Source organism: Corallococcus sp. AB030 (assembly GCF_003668965.1).
Lineage (GTDB): Bacteria > Myxococcota > Myxococcia > Myxococcales > Myxococcaceae > Corallococcus > Corallococcus exiguus.
On the sequence record NZ_RAWQ01000221.1, the window covers coordinates 1 to 17,383 of the forward strand.

At 69.3% G+C, this 17,383-nt stretch carries 15 protein-coding genes; 6 read left to right on the forward strand and 9 right to left on the reverse strand.

Translation table 11 applies throughout. From position 1 onward, the window contains the following. From D7Y15_RS36155 to D7Y15_RS36180, 6 genes are all read right to left on the reverse strand, one after another. Positions 1-125 (reverse strand): GTP-binding protein (locus D7Y15_RS36155; protein ID WP_233588040.1); only part of this gene is annotated, 125 nt, incomplete at its 3' end. Positions 126-264: 139 nt separating this feature from the next. Beyond that, entirely contained in the window at positions 265-2,346 is a 2,082-nt protein-coding gene (fusA, locus tag D7Y15_RS36160) for an elongation factor G (RefSeq protein WP_120581490.1), read from the reverse strand. A gap of 109 nt (positions 2,347-2,455) precedes the next feature. Beyond that, on the reverse strand, positions 2,456-2,926 hold the full coding sequence (rpsG, locus tag D7Y15_RS36165; protein ID WP_014395858.1) for a 30S ribosomal protein S7: 471 nt from the start codon (positions 2,924-2,926) through the stop codon (positions 2,456-2,458). A gap of 169 nt (positions 2,927-3,095) precedes the next feature. Then, positions 3,096-3,467, reverse strand: a complete 372-nt coding sequence (rpsL, locus tag D7Y15_RS36170; protein WP_014395857.1) for a 30S ribosomal protein S12 — start codon at positions 3,465-3,467, stop codon at positions 3,096-3,098. A gap of 221 nt (positions 3,468-3,688) precedes the next feature. After that, a complete protein-coding gene (rimI, locus tag D7Y15_RS36175; protein WP_120581491.1) occupies positions 3,689-4,183 on the reverse strand; it encodes a ribosomal protein S18-alanine N-acetyltransferase in 495 nt (164 codons plus the stop codon). Beyond that, positions 4,180-4,770: a hypothetical protein gene (locus tag D7Y15_RS36180; RefSeq protein ID WP_233605226.1), complete on the reverse strand. Its 591-nt coding sequence runs from the start codon at positions 4,768-4,770 to the stop codon at positions 4,180-4,182. The genes rimI and D7Y15_RS36180 overlap by 4 nt, the downstream gene beginning before the upstream one ends. A 265-nt stretch (positions 4,771-5,035) precedes the next feature. Here D7Y15_RS36180 and D7Y15_RS36185 point away from each other — a divergent pair, with 265 nt between their 5' ends. The 6 genes from D7Y15_RS36185 to D7Y15_RS36210 all read left to right on the forward strand — a co-directional run bounded on the left by D7Y15_RS36185 (position 5,036) and on the right by D7Y15_RS36210 (position 14,485). Then, positions 5,036-6,220, forward strand: coding sequence for a DnaJ C-terminal domain-containing protein (locus D7Y15_RS36185; protein ID WP_121755434.1), 1,185 nt, complete (start codon positions 5,036-5,038; stop codon positions 6,218-6,220). An 81-nt stretch (positions 6,221-6,301) separates the two neighbouring features. Continuing rightward, positions 6,302-7,030, forward strand: a complete 729-nt coding sequence (locus tag D7Y15_RS36190; protein ID WP_120580766.1) for a HEAT repeat domain-containing protein — start codon at positions 6,302-6,304, stop codon at positions 7,028-7,030. Positions 7,031-7,168: 138 nt separating this feature from the next. Beyond that, on the forward strand, positions 7,169-8,869 hold the full coding sequence (locus D7Y15_RS36195; protein WP_120580771.1) for a hybrid sensor histidine kinase/response regulator: 1,701 nt from the start codon (positions 7,169-7,171) through the stop codon (positions 8,867-8,869). Between the two features lie 74 nt (positions 8,870-8,943). Beyond that, positions 8,944-10,665, forward strand: a complete 1,722-nt coding sequence (argS, locus tag D7Y15_RS36200) for an arginine--tRNA ligase (RefSeq protein WP_120580767.1) — start codon at positions 8,944-8,946, stop codon at positions 10,663-10,665. Positions 10,666-10,679: 14 nt separating this feature from the next. Then, positions 10,680-13,235, forward strand: a complete 2,556-nt coding sequence (locus D7Y15_RS36205; protein ID WP_120580768.1) for a 1-acyl-sn-glycerol-3-phosphate acyltransferase — start codon at positions 10,680-10,682, stop codon at positions 13,233-13,235. 77 nt (positions 13,236-13,312) lie between these two features. Then, on the forward strand, positions 13,313-14,485 hold the full coding sequence (locus D7Y15_RS36210; RefSeq protein ID WP_233597445.1) for a type II CAAX endopeptidase family protein: 1,173 nt from the start codon (positions 13,313-13,315) through the stop codon (positions 14,483-14,485). 33 nt (positions 14,486-14,518) lie between these two features. Here the strand turns inward: D7Y15_RS36210 and D7Y15_RS36215 are convergent, their stop codons facing one another. From D7Y15_RS36215 to D7Y15_RS36225, 3 genes are all read right to left on the reverse strand, one after another. Then, positions 14,519-14,734 carry a DUF5818 domain-containing protein gene (locus D7Y15_RS36215; RefSeq protein WP_120580769.1) on the reverse strand — a complete coding sequence of 72 codons (216 nt, stop codon included), beginning with the start codon at positions 14,732-14,734 and terminating at the stop codon, positions 14,519-14,521. Further along, a complete protein-coding gene (locus D7Y15_RS36220) occupies positions 14,731-16,545 on the reverse strand; it encodes a S8 family serine peptidase (RefSeq protein WP_121755435.1) in 1,815 nt (604 codons plus the stop codon). Before D7Y15_RS36220 ends, D7Y15_RS36215 begins: the two co-directional genes overlap by 4 nt. Positions 16,546-16,703: 158 nt before the next feature. Further along, positions 16,704-17,339 (reverse strand): alpha/beta hydrolase, encoded by a 636-nt coding sequence (locus D7Y15_RS36225; protein WP_121755436.1) that lies wholly within the window; start codon positions 17,337-17,339, stop codon positions 16,704-16,706. Positions 17,340-17,383: the final 44 nt, after the last annotated feature.

A 17,383-nucleotide genomic window follows, 5' to 3' on the forward strand; every position in this document is an offset into this window, starting at 1 on the left:
GCGCCGCCCGTCTTGGCCAGCACCTTCGTGATGGCCGCCGTCAGCGACGTCTTGCCGTGGTCCACGTGCCCAATCGTTCCGATGTTCACGTGGGGCAGGCTGCGATCGAACTTTTCCTTGGACATGAACCGCTCCTCACGACGCCGCCGGTGCGACCCCGGCGGTATAGGACTTCGGGAGAACTTCCGAGGGGTGCTGCGTGTGCTTCAAAGCTGCTGGAACGTCAACAGAATTCGCCCGGCGGCTCCCCTGACGGACGGGAGGTCAGTAGCTCGGGTTGAGCGCTGACTTCGGCGCCGGTGCGTAGTGCTTGAACTGCATGGTGTAGGTCGCCCTTCCCTGGCTCTTGCTGCGCAGGTCGGTCGAGTACCCGAACATGGCGGCCAGGGGCACCTCCGCCTGGATGGCCTGCACGCCGCCAGGCCGGGGCGTCATGCCCAGGATCTTCCCGCGCCGGCCGTTCAGGTCGCCGATGACGTCGCCCATGGCGGCCTCCGGGGTGACGACCTCCGTGGCCATGATGGGCTCCAGCAGGACGGGGTTCGCCGCGCGGACCGCGTCCTTGAAGGCCATGGAGCCGGCGATCTTGAAGGCCATCTCCGACGAGTCCACGTCGTGCATGGAGCCGTCGTAGGCCTCCACCTTCACGTCCACCATGGGGTAGCCGGCGACGGGGCCGTTCTGCATGGCCTCCTTCGCGCCGTCGCGCGCGGCGTCCACGAACTCCTTGGACACGGCGCCACCGGTGATGGTGCTGACGAACTCGAAGCCCTTGCCGGGCTCGTTCGGGGACACGCGCAGGTTGATGTGGCCGTACTGCCCCTTGCCACCCGCCTGGCGGATGTACTTGCCCTCCGCGACCTTCGTCGCCGTCACCGTCTCGCGGTAGGCCACCTGCGGCTTGCCGATGTTCGCGTCCACCTTGAACTCGCGCAGGAGCCGGTCGACGATGATTTCGAGGTGCAGCTCGCCCATGCCGGCGATGAGCGTCTGGCCCGTCTCCTCGTTGGAGCGCACGCGGAAGGACGGGTCCTCCATGGCCAGCCGCTGCAGGGCCTGGATGATCTTGTCCTGGTCCGCGGTGGACTTCGGCTCGATGGCGATGTCGATGACGGGCTCCGGGAACTCCATCCGCTCCAGGATGACGGGCTGCTTGTCGTCACAGAGCGTGTCGCCCGTGCTCGCCAGCTTCAGGCCCACCACCGCGCAGATATCGCCGGCGTAGCACTCCGTCAGTTCGTCCTTCTTGTCCGCGCGCATCTGCACGAGCCGGCTGACGCGCTCGCGCTTGCCCTTCACGGAGTTCCACACCGCAGTGCCCGCCTCCAGCTTCCCCGAGTAGACGCGCAGGAACGTCAGCGTCTGCGAGGAGAAGGACGGGTCGTTCATGATCTTGAACGCCAGCGCGCTGAAGGGCGCGTCGTCGCGCGTCTCGCGGATGACGTCCTCGCCCTTGGGCGTCTTGGCCTGCACCGGCGGGATGTCCAGCGGGCTGGGCAGGTAGTCCACCACCGCGTCCAGCAGCGGCTGCACGCCCTTGTGGCGGAACGCCGAGCCGCAGAACACCGGGAACAGCCTCAGCCCCACACAGCCCTTGCGGATGGCGCCGCGCACCTCGTCCTCGGTCAGCTCGTCGCCGTTGAGGAACTTCTCCGTGAGCGCGTCGTCCTGCTCGGCAGCGGCCTCCAGCAGATCTCCGCGCGCGGCGGCGGCGGCCTCCTGGTACTCCGCGGGGATGTCCTGGAGCTCGAAGCGGCTGCCCTGCTCCGCGTCCTGGAACACCAGCGCCTTCATGCGCACCAGGTCAATGACGCCCTTGAGCTTGTCCTCGCTGCCCAGGGGCAGCTGCATGCGCACGGGGCGCGCGCCCAGCTTCTCCTTGATGGTGCCGACGGACATCTCGAAGTCCGCGCCCACACGGTCCATCTTGTTGATGAAGCAGATGCGCGGGACCTTGTAGCGGTCCGCCTGGCGCCACACCGTCTCCGACTGCGGCTCGACACCGTTGACCGCGTCGAACACCGCGATGGCGCCGTCGAGCACGCGCAGCGAGCGCTCCACCTCGATGGTGAAGTCCACGTGGCCCGGCGTGTCGATGATGTTCACGCGGTAGCGCTGGCCCGTCCGCTCCCAGAAGGCGCTGATGGCCGCGGAGGTGATGGTGATGCCGCGCTCGCGCTCCTGGACCATCCAGTCCGTGGTGGTGGTGCCTTCGTGCACCTCGCCCATCTTGTGGATGGCGCCTGTGTAGAACAGGATCCGCTCGGTGGTGGTCGTCTTGCCGGCATCGATGTGCGCCATGATGCCGATGTTGCGGTAGCGCTCGAGGGGGAACTCACGGGCCATGACTCGGTTCCTTCCGGACTTCTCTTGGGCTTCTGCCAGGGCAGATAAACGAAACCGCCCGGACGCTGGCAGCGCATCCGGGCGGCAACCGCGAAGCCCCTTTCGGGACCTACCAGCGGTAGTGAGCGAAGGCCTTGTTGGCTTCCGCCATCTTGTGCGTGTCTTCACGCTTCTTCACCGCGTTACCGCGGTTGTTGGCGGCGTCCATGATCTCGCCGGCCAGCTTCTCCTGCATGGTCTTCTCACCACGCGCCTTGGCGTAGGAGATGATCCAGCGCATGCCCAGCGCGACGCGGCGGTCCTGACGGACCTCCACGGGGACCTGGTAGGTGGCGCCACCGACGCGGCGGCTCTTCACCTCGAGGACGGGCTTGACGTTGTCCAGGGCCTTCTTGAACGTCTTGAGGGGGTCTTCCTTCGCGCGCTCCTCCATGAGGGCGAAGGCGCCGTAGCACACGCCCTCCGCGATGGACTTCTTCCCCTTGCGCATCAGGTCGTTGACGAACTTGGTGACGAGCCGGTCCTGGAACTTCGGATCCGGGAGAATCTTCCGCTTGGCGACTACGCGACGACGAGGCATCTCTTCCCTTACGCCCCACTCTCCTCACTCGGAGGAAAGCCTTGTTCAGGGGCTTCAAGAACACTGCTTGGAACTTCCAGGGACACTCCCCAGGGTGTGGGGCCAGCGTCCAACACTGCTTCAGATACCGCGAAGGTGTTCCGCGCCAACGACGCGCGGGAGAACCGGACTAGCTCGGGCGCTTGGCGCCGTACTTGGAGCGGCTCTGCTTGCGACCGGCAACGCCCACGGAGTCCAGCGTGCCGCGGATGATGTGGTAGCGAACGCCCGGGAGGTCCTTCACACGGCCACCGCGGATCATGACCACCGAGTGCTCCTGGAGGTTGTGACCCACGCCGGGGATGTAGGAAGTCACCTCGATGCCGTTGGTGAGACGCACGCGGGCCACCTTGCGGAGGGCCGAGTTCGGCTTCTTCGGGGTCGTGGTGTAGACGCGCGTGCAAACACCGCGCTTCTGGGGGCACTCCTTCAGGGCAGGGCTCTTGCCCTTGATGTTGAGCTTCTCGCGGCCCTTGCGGACGAGCTGGCTGATGGTCGGCACTGAAACCTCTTCTTCGTGGGAACCCCGCGTCCGGCTACACGAAAGCGGAGCATATCTACCTACAGGCTACACAAAAGGCCCGCGAGTATAGGGAGGGCCCCCGGGGTGTCAAGCATGGCCTGCCCCTGGGCCAGAACCGGCCAGAGGACCCGGGTGCATTCCCTCACACCCGAAAAACCTGGGACTGCGACGACGGCCGGACGCTCTACTCCCTTACGCCCCTAGAAGTCGAGGACCATCACGATCGCGTCCTCGCCCTCGTCCGCGTAGTAGTTCGGGCGGATGCCGACCGGCCGGAAGCCCAGCGAGCGGTAGAGGTTGAGGGCGGACTCGTTGCCCCGACGCACCTCCAGGGTGGCCAGCGAGCAGCGCCGCGCCACGCCCCGGCGAAGCACCTCCTCCATCACGACGCGCGCGACGCCCCGGCGGCGGTGAACGGGAGCGGTGGCGACGTTGAGGACATGGACCTCGTCGTGGACGATCCAGAAGATGGCAAGGCCCAGCAGGACGACTCCGCCTTCGGGCACCGGCTCCTCCACGAGGAGGATGGTGGACCAGTCGTGCTGGAGCTCGCGCCCGAGCAGCTCCGTGGACCAGGGGTTCTTGAAGGACGCCTTCTCCAGCGCCATCACCGCCGGCATGTCATCCACGGTCATCTGCCGGATCAGGAAGCCCTTTCCCTTGTCGGGCGTCCCGTCGTCCCGCAGCCGTCTCATCGCCGTGCCTCCCGCGCGAAGGGCGCCACCCGCCGTACCTGCGCTGACTTGCGTACTTCAGCCAGGGCCTGGGCCGCCAGCTCTCCGTAGCGCGCCCGCACCAACTCCTCGCGGATGGCCGTGCGCGCCGTCTGGTCGAACTCACCGGGGTACAGGTCCCGGTGGGCATCATAGTGGTGACGGACCTCCGCCTCGCTCACCTGTGCCTTCAACCGGACGCGGCTGTCGAGGATTCGTTCCGCCCGCAGGCCCCGCGCCAGCACGGCCACCAGGGCGTCTCGGTTTACGCCATGCCGGTCCAGGAAGCGCTGGAGCGCCGCCTCTCCTCCCAGCCGCGCCCGGACGGCCTCCAGCCGAGCCTCCACCTCCGCCGGCTCGGCCGGGAAGGCCTGCAGGCGATCCGCGCTCAGGACCTGGAGGCGCTGGTTGATGGAGAGCTCCAGGGCTCCCCGGAGCGTCTGCTCATCCAGAGGCAGGGCGGCGCCCTGCACGGCCCCTCGCTGGATCAGCGCCACCCGGGCCTCCATCTCCAGCTCGCTTTGGGTGAGGACCTGGCCCTCGATGACCGCCACGACGCGGTCCACCACCCTGCCCTCCTCCACGGAGGGAGCGGGCGGCGGGGGGGCGGCGTGGGCGGTCCCCCCAGACCCCGGGGCGGTGCCCAGAGCCGCCGGGAGTAGCCCGCATGCCAGCCACAGAGGGGCCTTCCGGCGGGCGCGCGGTGCTGGCATGGCCTTCCTCATCTTGCGGCGACTGTAACCATCGCGGTGCTGTCCGGACATCCCGTGCTGGCGCTCACCGCACCGCTGGTTACGTTCTCCTTTGTCGGGTACTGCACCACCCTCAAAACCTATGGCTGACGACTACTACCAGATTCTGGGCGTGCCACGGACGGCCTCGGCGGACGACCTCAAGAAGGCCTTCCGGAAGCTGGCGCGCCAGCACCACCCCGACGTCAACCCTGGCGACAAGGGGGCGGAGGAGAAGTTCAAGCGCATCAACACCGCCTTCGAGGTGCTGGGCGATACGAAGAAGCGCGCGCTCTACGACGAGTTCGGCGAGGACGCGGAGAAGATCGGCTTCGACGAGAAGAAGGCCGCGGCCTACCGCCAGTACCGCGCCGCCCAGGCGGCCGGGGGCAGCGGGGGCGGCGGCATCCCCTTCAGCACCGAGGGCGTGGACCTGGGGGACCTCTTCAACGACATCTTCGGGCGCTCGGGCGGAGGCGGCGGGGGCGCTGGCGGCTTCGACATCAACGACCTCTTCGGGCGGGGCCGGGGCGGCAGCCGGTCCACCGCGGCCGAGCGCGGCGATGATCTGACGACCCGCGTGCAGGTTTCGCTCGCGGAGGCCGTCACCGGCACCGAGCGCACGTTGACGCTCCAGCGGCCGGGCCGCTGCTCCAAGTGCCACGGCGAGGGCAACACCGGGAAGCTCGTGACGTGCCCCACCTGCAACGGCACGGGCCGGGCCCGGCGGGGCGGCGCCATGTTCGGCGGATCCGGCGTGTGCCCCACCTGCCGCGGCAGCGGGAAGGCCCCGGAGCCCTGCTCCCAGTGCGGTGGGAGCGGCATCAAGGAGGAGACGACCCGGCTGACGGTGAAGATTCCGGCGGGCGTCGTCACCGGCTCCAAGGTGCGGCTGGCCGGCCAGGGCGCGGCGGGCGTCCAGGGGGGCCCTCCGGGGGACCTCTACATCGAGACGGAGGTGGCCGAGCATCCGCTGGTGCGCCGCGAGGGCGACGACCTCTACCTGGACCTGCCGGTGACGGTCTCCGAGGCGCTGCTGGGCGGCGAGGTGCGCGTGCCTACGTTCCAGGGTGAGGTGACGCTGAAGGTGCCTCCAGGTTCACAGTCCGGCCGCAAGATGCGGCTCAAGGGGCGCGGCGTGCCGTCGCTCCGGGGCGGTACTCCGGGCGACATGTACCTGCTGCTCCAGGTGAAGGTCCCCGAGGAGGCCACGGACGAGGTCCGGGCCGCCGCGGAGACGCTGGCGCGGGCCTACCGGGGCGACGTGCGCCGGGAGCTGACGTTGTAGTTGTCGTTGCCACTTGTCCTGGAAGGCGCACCGTCCTACATCGCGCCTCCACTCTTCCGATTCCGGAGCGGGTACGTACTTATGGGTCTCTTCGATTTCCTCACGGGCGGCTCGGGCCCCGACAAAGCCCTCAAGCTCAAGTCCAAGGTGACCCAGAAGTACGGGGAGCCGTCCACGCGGCAGAAGGCCCTGCAGCAGCTGGGGGAGATGAAGTACCCCGAGGCCGTCACGGTGCTGCTCAGCCGGTTCACCATCACCGTGGACCCGCTCACCACCGACGCCGACGAGAAAGAGCACACCTTCGAGCTGATCAAGCACTTCGGCCAGGACGCCGTCGCGCCGGTGAGCGCCTTCCTCAAGTCGAGTGATCAGGCCACGTCCTGGGCGCTGCGCATCCTCCAGGAGCTGCTCGCCGAGGACGCGCTCATGGGCGTCATCGCGGACACGCTCCAGCACCTGTCCTCCCGCTACACGCGCGACCCGGAGAAGAAGGTCGTGCTGCTCCACCACGTGCTGGGCAAGCAGGATCCGCGCGTGGCCCCGGCCGTCCTCCCCTTCCTGGAGGACATGTCCGACGACGTGAAGATCGCCGCCATCAACGTCCTGGGGCCCCTGAAGTACGAGCCGGCGCGCGAGCCCCTGCTCAAGCTGCTCACCTCCGAGGACACCGCGCGCCGCGTGCAGACCGTGGCGCTGTCGGCCCTGGCGGAGAGCGGCTTCGGCGTGCAGGGCTACCAGGAGAAGGTGCAGGCCGCCCTCGTGGAGCCCTACAGCCTCGACAAGGACGGCCGCATCCAGCGCCGACCCTGAGTCATTCCAGTACCCCGGCCAGGGAAGCGGACAACGGGGCTGGGGGGCTGTCGGGCACCTGACACGCTCGGCGTTGGTGGAGGGCACCGGGCTTCGGTGCGGTTCCCTCCCACGCGAGACATGAAGCAGGATTCACGCGTGCCATCGAAGAAGAAGGGTCCGCAGCTCGCAGAGGTCGTCCCGCTGCGCCCCGCCACCATCGCGAAGAAGGCTCCACCGAAGCGGGCGGCGAAACCGCCTCCTCCGGTGGACACCGATACCGCCGCCCAGGCCTTGCTGGAGATGGGCCGGCAGCTCACCGACAACGCGGGCCCCACCGAGGCCCTGCGCGCGCAGCTGCAGACGCTCCACACGCTGCTCAAGCCGAAGGTCTGCTACGTCGCGCGCCACTTCCCGTCGCGCAACCAACTGCACGTGGAGCACGTGCGCGGACGCTACGACGAGCGCGTCACCGCCGCCGTCCCGGGCGAGGGCGTGGTGGGCCGGTGCTTCACCGACAAGGCGCTGTTGCGTGAGGACGACACCGTCGCCGTGCCCCTGGAGGGACCGCAAGGCGTGACGGGCGTGCTGGTGGTGCTGGGCGCGCGCCGGAAGGCGTCCGACGTGCTGATGCAGTCACTGGCGTCGCAGCTCACCGCCGCCTACGAGGTGGCCCGGCTGCGCGACGACAGCGCCCGGCGCAACAAGGACCTGCAGACGGCCATCGCGGGCTTGAAGAGCCTGGAGCAGAACCGCGAGGAGCTGCTCGGCAATGTGTCCCATGACTTGAAGAACCCGCTCACCACCATCAAGGCCTACCTGGCCATGCTGGGCCGGGAAAAGCTGGGCACGCTGACGGACGGGCAGCGCCGCGCGGTGCAGATCTGTGATCGCAACGCGGACCGGCTGCTCCAGCAGGTGAACGACCTGGTGCTGATGTCCCGGCTGTCGTCCGGGAAGATGCAGCTCAACCAGCGCCCCTTCGGCCTCAAGGCCGTGGCGGAAGAGGTGGTGCGCGGGCTGGGCGCCGTCGCGGAGCACAGCCGCGTGCGCGTGGTGATTCCCCCCTGCCCGGAGGTGTTCGTCCGAGGCGACCGCGAGCGCATCTCCGAGGCCATCCACAACCTCGTGGAGAACGGCATCCATCACAGCGAGACGGAGGACGTCGTCGAGGTGAGCGTGTCGTCCAGCGAGGGCCTGGGCGTCCTCACCGTGAAGGACTCCGGCCAGGGCATGACGGCGGAAGCCCTGGAGCACGTGTTCGACTCGTTCTACCGGGCGCAGCCGGGCATGCCCCGTCCCCCGGGCACGGGCCTGGGCCTGCCGCTGGTCGCCAAGATTGTCGCGCTGCACGGCGGCCGCGTGGACGCCAGCAGCATCCTGGGTGAGGGCAGCACGTTCCAGATGGTCCTGCCCCTGTTCGCGAGCGCCGTGAGCGCCCCGGACGTGAACCAGGCCGCGCCCAAGGCGGGCGGCATCCTCCTGGTGGAGGACGACGTGGACTGCCGCGAGGTGCTGGAGCAGGTGCTGGAGCAGGAGGGCTACCGGGTGATGGCCACCTCCGGCGCCGCCGAGGCGCGCTCCATCCTGTCCCACATCCGGCCGGCCATGGTGCTGCTGGACCTGCGGCTGTCGGGGGAGGACGGACGCTCCGTGCTCCACTACATCCGCACCACGGAGTCGCTGGCGGACGTGGTCGTCTACATCATCTCCGGCGCGAGCGACGTCGCGTCCCTCACCTCGGGTGAAGGGCCGGACCGCATCGACGGGTACTTCGAGAAGCCCCTGAAGCTGCCCAAGCTGCTGGACACCGTGGCCTCGGTGGTGCGCCCCAAGAGCCGCGGCCCCGCCGTGACCTGAATGACGCTCTGACGCCTTCCCCACAGAAGAGGTGGATGGAAGGCGCCCCGCCTTGGGTAGTATCCGCGCGGTCCATGAGCACTTCTGTCTATAGCCGCTATCGCGCCGCGTTCGCCCAGGCCCTCGCCGGGGCCCTGGGTGTCCCCGCCGCTGACATCGAGCCCCAGGTCAAGCCCGCGGATCCCGCGCACGGCGACCTGAGCTTCGCCACCTTCCCTCTCGCCAAGGCGCAGAAGAAGGCGCCCCCCGCCATCGCCGCGCAGCTCGCGCAGGCGCTCCAGGTCCCGGGCCTGGAGGTCAAGGCCGTGGGCCCCTACGTCAACGCGCGATTCCTCCCCCTCCCCTTCACCCAGGAGGTCATCGACGGCGTGCGACTGGCGGGGCTCGCCTACGGCAGCGACGCGGAGGACGGCAAGGGCAAGACGGTGGTCATCGACTACTCGTCGCCCAACATCGCCAAGCCCATTGGCTTCCACCACATCCGCACCACGTTCCTGGGCCACTGCATCGCGAACCTGTACCGCGCGCTGGGCTGGCGCGTGGAGGGCGTCAACTACCTGGGTGACTGGGGCAAGCAGTTCGGCCTGGTGGCCGTGGGCTTCCAGGAGTTCGGCAAGGAGGAACTCCGGGAGGACATGGCGCATCTGGTCCAGGTCTACGTTCAGGCCAACAAGCGCGCCGGTGAAGACCCGGCCTTCGATGAGAAGGCCCGCGAGTTCTTCCGCCGCATGGAGGCGGGCGATCCGGAGGCGATGAAGCTCTGGAACCAGTTCCGGGAGACGAGCCTCAAGGGCTTCAAGCGCGTCTACGCGCGCATGGGCATCGACTTCGAGCACATCGAGGGCGAGAGCCGCTACCAGGGCAAGATGGACGCGGTCATCGAGCAGATCGCGAAGAAGCCCGGCGTGAAGGAGTCCCAGGGCGCCATCATCGTGGACATGCCCTACGCGGACGGCGAGCCGCCCGTGCTCCTCAAGAAGAACGACGGCAGCACGCTCTACGCCACGCGCGATCTGGCCGCCGCAGAGGACCGCCACGCGCGCTTCAACTTCGACAAGTCGCTCTACGTCGTCGCGCAGGACCAGGCGCTGCACTTCCGGCAGGTGTTCCGCACCCTGACGGAGATGGGCCAGCCGTGGGCGGACAAGTGCGTGCACGTGCCGTTCGGCCGCATCCACGGCATGAGCACGCGCAAGGGCCAGGTGGTGGAGCTGGATCAGGTGCTGGACGAGGCGAAGGAGCGCGTGCTCCAGCGCGTGAAAGAGAACGTCGCGCAGGGCAACCTGGAGACGACCGACGCGGAGGCGCTGGCGGAGCAGATCGGCCTGGGCGCCATCGTCTTCGGCGACCTCAAGCACAACCGCGCCAGCGACTACACGTTCGACTGGGACGAGGTGACGAGCCTCGAGGGGCACACGGGGCCCTATCTCCAGTACGCGCATGCCCGGAGCGCGAACGTGCTGCGCAAGGGCGGCGGCGTGCCCTCGGCGTATGATCCGTCCCTGCTCACGCTCCCGGAAGAGCAGGCCCTGGTGCGTGAGCTGATGCGGCTGCCGGACACGGTGAAGGCGGCGGCGGAGCAGTACGAGCCCAGCCTGGTGGCGCGGCTGCTCCTGGACGTGGCGGCGGCGTACAGCCGCTACTACACGGCCGGCAACAAGGACCGCGACAAGCGCATCCTCGTGGAGGGGAATGACGCGGTGCGCGCGGCCCGGCTGGCGCTCACGGACGCGACGCGCATCACGCTGGCGGCGGGGCTCACCTTGCTGGGCATCCCGACGCCGGAAAACATGTAGCCTGGGGGGCTGCGATGGACACCGCGCTGGCGCAGACCGCGACGCAAGGAGAGGCTTTGAAGGAGGAATTCGGTCCCATGTCCCGGGTGCTCGGGGCTCGGTACTTCGACGGGGTGCACTTCCCGCCGGAGGCCGAGAACGAGCTGCGCGCGCTCAGCGCCCGGGGCTTCGTGGTGCACGTCATGCGCACCACGGCGTGGATCAACTTCCTCTACATCGCGTGGGCCATGGTCCGCCGGGCCATGCCGCCCATCCGCGCGGTGGTGAACCTGCGCCCCTGGTTCACCAAACCCTGGCGCCAGACGGCGCAGGGCGGCGCGGTGGAGGAGCGCTTCCGCTACGCCCGCGAGCAGGGCGGCAGCGGCCTGGTGTTCCTGCGCCGCACGGCGCTCCTGCATGCCTCCGGCAAGGAGACGCGCGAGGACCCCTTCCCCGAACTGGTGCGGCTGGCGCGCGGCTCCGAGCGCCCGGTGTTCCTGGTGCCGGAGCTGTTCGTCTGGGAGAAGCGCCCCGCGAAGCTCAAGCCGGGCTGGCGCGACGCGCTGTTCGGAAGCCCGGAGGCACCGGGCTTCGTGCACTCCATGGTGGCGTTCTTCCGCAACTACAAGCGCGCGCAGTTCCGCGTGGGAGAGCCCATCGACCTGCGCCGCTTCATCGAGGAGAACCCGGGCGTCAGCGACGAGGTGCTGGCGCGCAAGGTGCGCAGCACGCTGCACGTGTTCCTCGCGCGTGAGACGCGCGCGGTGTTCGGCCCGCCGCAGAAGCCCACGGACCGGCTCATCGAGGAGACGCTGCGCGACCGTCAGCTGCGCAAGGTGCTGGACGAGCACGCCGCCGCCACGGGCCGCAAGCCCTCGAGCGTGTACCGCGAGGCCCAGCGCAACCTGGAAGCCATTGCCGCCAAGCCCAACCCGTCCGTGCTGGCGCTCATCGCGCCGATGCTGGAGTGGGTGTTCAACCGCATCTACGACGGCATCGGCGTGGACGAGGCCGGGCTGCACCGGGCGCTCAAGGCCGCGGGCAAGGCGCCGGTGGTGCTCTGCCCCAGCCACAAGAGCCACGTGGACTACCTGGTGATGAGCTGGGTGCTCTGGAACCGGGGCTACACCGCGCCACTGGTGGCCGCGGGCGCGAACCTGTCCTTCTGGCCCCTGGGCGTGCTGTTCCGCCGCTGCGGCGCGTTCTTCCTGCGTCGCTCGTTCAAGGGCGACAAGGTCTACGCCGCGTCCTTCAAGGCGTACATCAAGAAGCTGGTGCATGACGGCATCCACCAGGAGTTCTTCCCGGAGGGTGGCCGCTCGCGCACGGGCAAGCTGCTCACGCCCAAGCTGGGCATGCTCACGTGGCAGGTCGAGGCGGTGCTGGATGGCGCGCGCAACGACCTCTACTTCGTGCCCGTCTCCATCGACTACGAGAAGGTGGTGGAGTCCGACAGCTACTCGAAGGAGCTGGCCGGCGGGGAGAAGAAGCCGGAGGACCTGAAGGCCCTCTTGAGCGCGCCCAAGGTGCTGGCCGCGCGCTACGGGCGCATCCACCTCACCTTCGACGAGCCGCTGTCGCTGGTGGAGTTCATGCAGGCGCGTGGCCTGTCGCCGCAGGAGCCGGTGACGGACGAGCAGAAGAAGGGCCTGGTGCGCGCGCTGGGCAACCGCGTGATGTACGGCATCAGCAAGGTGTCCACCGTCACGCCTCACGCGCTGGTGAGCGCGTCGCTGCTGGCCCACCGCCGGCGCGGCCTCACCCAGCGCGAGCTCACGGATCGGATCAGCCTGCTGCGCCGCATCGCTTCCGAGGACGGCGCGCGGCTGTCCAAGGAACTGGCCAACGCGCCGAGCAACCCGGAGACGCTGGGCCCCATCCAGGACGCGATGCGTGAGTTCATCTCCGACGAGATGGTGCGCACGAAGGAGGCGCGCGGCGAGGTCAGCTACCAGGTGGAGGATTCACGCCGCCCGGAGATGTCCTTCTACAAGAACACGCTGATGAACCTGGTGGCCGCGCGCAGCCTGGTGGCCAACGCGCTGCTCGCGGGCACGCCCGCGCCGTACGACACCGTGAAGGCCCGCGCGCTGTTCCTGTCGCGCCTCTTCAAGGTGGAGTTCATCTACCGGGTGGGCGCGTCGTTCGACACCATCTTCGCCGAGTGCGTGGAGCGGCTCGTGCGCATGGGTCTGGTCATCCACGAGGGCGACACGCTCACGCGCGCGCCGGAGGCCCACGCCCAGCCGGACCTGGAGTTCCTGGCGGACCTGCTGCGCGACTTCCTGGAGGCCTACCTGCTGGCCGCCATGACGTTGCCGGACGTGGCCGCGGGCGTGGCCACCGACCGCAAGACGTTCGTCAAGCTGGCGCTGGAGACGGGGCGCGGCGAGTACAACGCCGGCCGCATCACCGCCGCCGAGTCCCTGGCGAAGACGACGCTGGAGAACGCGGTGGAGTACCTGTTGGATCAGCGCATCCTCGTGGAAGAGGACAAGAAGCTGCGGCTGGGTGACCCGGCCGCGGCGGCGGAGCTTCCCCGGAAGAACCCGCTCGCGGAGGAGATCCGCGGCTACCTCCACCGGGCCTGACGAAGCACTTCCTCCTCGAAGCGAACGCGGCACCCCACCCCTCTCCGCCTGACGGAGAGGGGGCAGGAGACGACACGGTGGACGAAGCCTTCCCTTCCAGCGACCCGCGGCCGGCGGAGGCCCCCGCGCCGCTGTCGCCGCCCCACCCCGTGCTCGCCGCGGCCCTGGCCTTCGGGCTCTTCGTGACGGTGGGCGCCGTCACCCAGTTGCTCAACCCCGCCTTCGGCGTGTGGTTCACGGAGGTGTTCCTCTTCCTGGGCCTCGCGTGGATCATGCTGCGCCGCTCGGGGTACCGGCCCGCCGCGTACGTGGGCCTCACGCCGTTCCTGGGCGCCCCCACCCTGTTCGGCTTCCTGCTGGGCGTGGCCAACTTCGTCGGCGTGGTGGTGCCCGTACAGTTCCTCGCGCAGAAGGTGGCTCCCGCATGGCTGCGGGAGATGTTCGACGCCTCGCGCCTCTTCGAAGGCCAGACGCCGATTGAGCTGGCGCTGCTGCTGGGCGGCGTGTCCGTGGCCGCTCCGCTGTGCGAAGAGGTCTTCTTCCGCGGCCTCTTCCAGCGCTCCCTGACGCCGCCAGCCCCCGCATCCCCCTGGCGCGCGCTGATCATCTCGTCCGTGGTGTTCAGCGCGTTCCACCTGGATCCGGTGGGCTTCCTCGCCCGCGCGGAGCTGGGATTGCTGTTCGGCTGGCTCTTCTGGCGCACCGGCTCGCTGTGGCCGGGCATCGCGGCGCATGCGGCCAACAACATCGTGTCATCGGCGCTGTTCCTCATCGCCACGCACTCAGGGCTCGCGAAGGACGGAGCGACGGACGACGTGACGGACTGGCGCGCCGTGGTGGGTCTGGTGCTGGTGGGCTGGACGGCGCTGCTGGGCCTGCGCGCAGCGTCCCGGCACTTCCCTTCCGTGTGGGGACGCGGCACTCCCCCCAGCGATGAGGAGGTGCGCGCCACGAAGCCCGTGCCCCTCTTCGCCCTCCAGCTGCTGCCCTGGGTGATGGCGGCCACGCTGTCCCTGGTGGGGCTGGGCCTCGTGGATGGGCGTGGCGTGTCGCTGAGCGTCTACGACGTCCAGCACCCGGTGGATCCGCTGCCCAAGGACGCGGCTCCCGCGCTCCAGGCCGAGCGCAAGGCCATGCGGCAGCTCCGCGACGCCGTACGCAAGGGCGAGGTGCCCATGGAGGCCTACGAAGAAGAGCGGCTGCGCCAGTCGGAGGCCTATGGCCCCGGCAAGGACAAGCGCAGCCGCTGAGGCCCGGAGGGATGACTCCCCCCGGGCACGACGTCACTCCGACTTGTACGAGCTGACGTGGAACACCGGCCCCACCATGGCGGCGGTGACGGCGTCGCGCTGGATGCTGCCCTCGGCGGAGATGCGCTGACCGTCCTTCTTGATCTTCCGGTCACCGCCCGCGAGCTGGTACGTCCGGCCGTCGTCGGCCTTCAGGACCCACACGCCGCCCTCCAGGTCCTGGTACTGCACCGTGCCGGAGAGTTTCATGCGTCCTCCCGCTTGAGCATCGCGCGGGCGATGACGAGGCACACCACCGTGTTGAAGCCCAGCCACGGCTTCGCCAGGAAGGTGAACGGCATCCACGCCAGCGCCGGAGCGCCCACCCACGCCGCGTAGGCCAGGAAGCCCGCGAAGCCCAACGCCAGGCCGCCCACCGCCGGCCGGAAGCCCCGCCACGCGATGGCCGGCAGCGACAGCACCAGGGGAATGAGCGCGCTGTAGAACAGCGGATTCACCGCGCCCCGGCCGAAGATGATGCGCTGCCAGTCCGGGATGGGCAGCGACGCCACGCTCACCACGTCCTGGGCCGCGCCCGCCGCACCCGCGAACCAGGTGCGCAGGAAGAAGAAGCCCACCGTGGAGAGTACCAACGGCACGAGGAACGCCGGGCGGAAGAGCACGTTGAGGTAGCCCGGGCGCTCGCGTCCACGCAGCGTGAGCAGCACCAGCGCGAGCAGCGCCGCGGCCCAGCCCAGCGACGGCCACCGGGGCGAAGCACCGTTGAAGGCCTTCAGCGAGGCATTCGCGTTGAGGACGCCATGGCCGTACTCCTCCGACCAGGCCTGGTTCTCCGTCGCCTTGGCGCCGGCGTAGAGCGCCTGCTCCACCTCGTCCGGCGTGGTGGCGCCCGCGCCGTAGAGCATCGCGGCGACGGCAGCCACGTGCGGCGCGGCCATGCTGGTGCCCTGGTACCAGGCGTAGATGGAGAGAGACGGGTCGCGCGGGTCGATGGTGTTCTGAAGGATGCCGCCCGTATCGCCCCGGCTCTTGTCACCACCGGGCGCCGCGATGTCCAGCTCCTTGCCGTAGGACGAGTACGGCGCGCGCGTGCCGGCCGGGCCCACCGCGCTCACCGCCACCGCGCCCGGGTACGCCGCAGGGAACTCCACCTTGCCGCGCCCGGTGTTGCCCGCCGCGGCCACCACGGTGACGCCCTTCTTGCGCGCGTACTCCACCGCGCTGGCCATGACCTGCGAATACAGGCCACCACCCAGCGACATATTGATGACCTTCGCGTCGTGGTCCGCCGCGAAGCGGATGGCGTCCGCGATGTCCGCGGAGGTGCCACTGCCGAAGTGGTTCAGCACCTTGAGCGGCATCAGCGTCGCGTCGAACGCCACGCCCGCCACGCCCTCGCCGTTGTTGGTGGCCTGCGCGATGGTGCCCGCCACGTGCGTGCCGTGGCCGTGGTCGTCGTTGGCGTGCTCGTCGTCGTTGACGAAGTCATAGCCCTTCACGAACGACACGCCCTTCAGGTCCGGCACCTGCTTGAAGTCGTCGTGGTCCTCGTAGGCGATGCCCGTGTCGATGACCGCCACCACCACGCCCTTGCCCCGGTTGCCGTCCCAGGCCTTCGGCATGTCGATCATCCGGAGGTTCCACTGGGACTCGAACTGGGGGTCGTTCGGCGTGTAGCTGGTGCGCACCTGCATGAGCGGCTCGGCGGACTCCACCGCCGGGTTCTGGCGGATGCGCTGGAGCACGTCCTCCACGCCGTCCACGCCCACCGCCAGCGTGACACCCGTGCGAGGACCCTCCAGGGAGTTGAACTCCAGGTCCACGCCCCACTCCTGCTCCCAGGCGTCGAACTGCTCCTTGGTGGTCCCGTCCTTGAAGTCCACCACGATGGCGCCGGACACCACGTCGTCCGAGCCTTCCGCCACCGCCTGGGACACCTCCGCCTGCGCTGCCGCCAGGTCCTGCCCGGCGGGGGCCTCCGGCTCCCGCGATGCGGAAGCGCACGCCGAGGCCGACAGGGCCAGCGCCGCGAGAACCACGTTCCATCGCCTCATCCGCATCGGGACACTCCTTGAACGAAGACGCCTCGAAGACCCACTACGAACGCACGGCGGGACGATTGGGTCTGCGCTTTCAGTCTGTCCGCCCCCCGGCCGGCCGTGCAAGGCGCAGGGGATGAAGAAAGGTGAAGAAGTCCAACGGTTTGCACGCCAACGCCCTACCCACCCGACAGGCGCTGGAGCCACGCCGCCGCCGCCCGCCCCACCTGGGGAAGGTTGCGATGGAAGGTCGCCCCGGCATCGTCGATGACCTCTAAATCGCCCCCGGCCTCCGCGACAGCCGCGGCCAGCGCCGCCCGGGGCACCCGGGTGTCCTCCGCCCCCACAATCACCAGCAGCGGACACGACAGTCGCACGAGTGACAGCGGGTCCACATCCGGCGCCACCAGACACAGTCCGCCCACGGCCGGGTGCCGCTCCTGGAGCGCCAACGCCACCCGGGCCCCTCCATACAGGGACGCCACCGCGAGCGCCGTCGTCCCCGCGTTCTCCAACGTCACCCGCATCGCGGCCTCCGCGTCCTCCACCAGCGCCCCGCCGGTGCCCCGGACGCCCTGGCTGGCCCCCACGCCCCGGTGGTTGAAGCGCAAGGTGGGAAAGCCCGCCCTCGCCACCGCGAAGGCCAACTCCGCCGCCAGGACGTGATCCATCCCCCCTCCCTCCTCAGGCCGGGGAGGGAGGATGAGCAGCGGCGGCGACTTCTGGCCCCGGTGCACCGTGCCCTCCATCACCGCGCCGGACGACCCCACGGGGATGAGCGTGGAGCGCTCCAGGAACTGACCTTTCTGGACCATGCCCCCACCATAAGCCGTCCCCCCGTCCGCGCCCGGGCCGGATT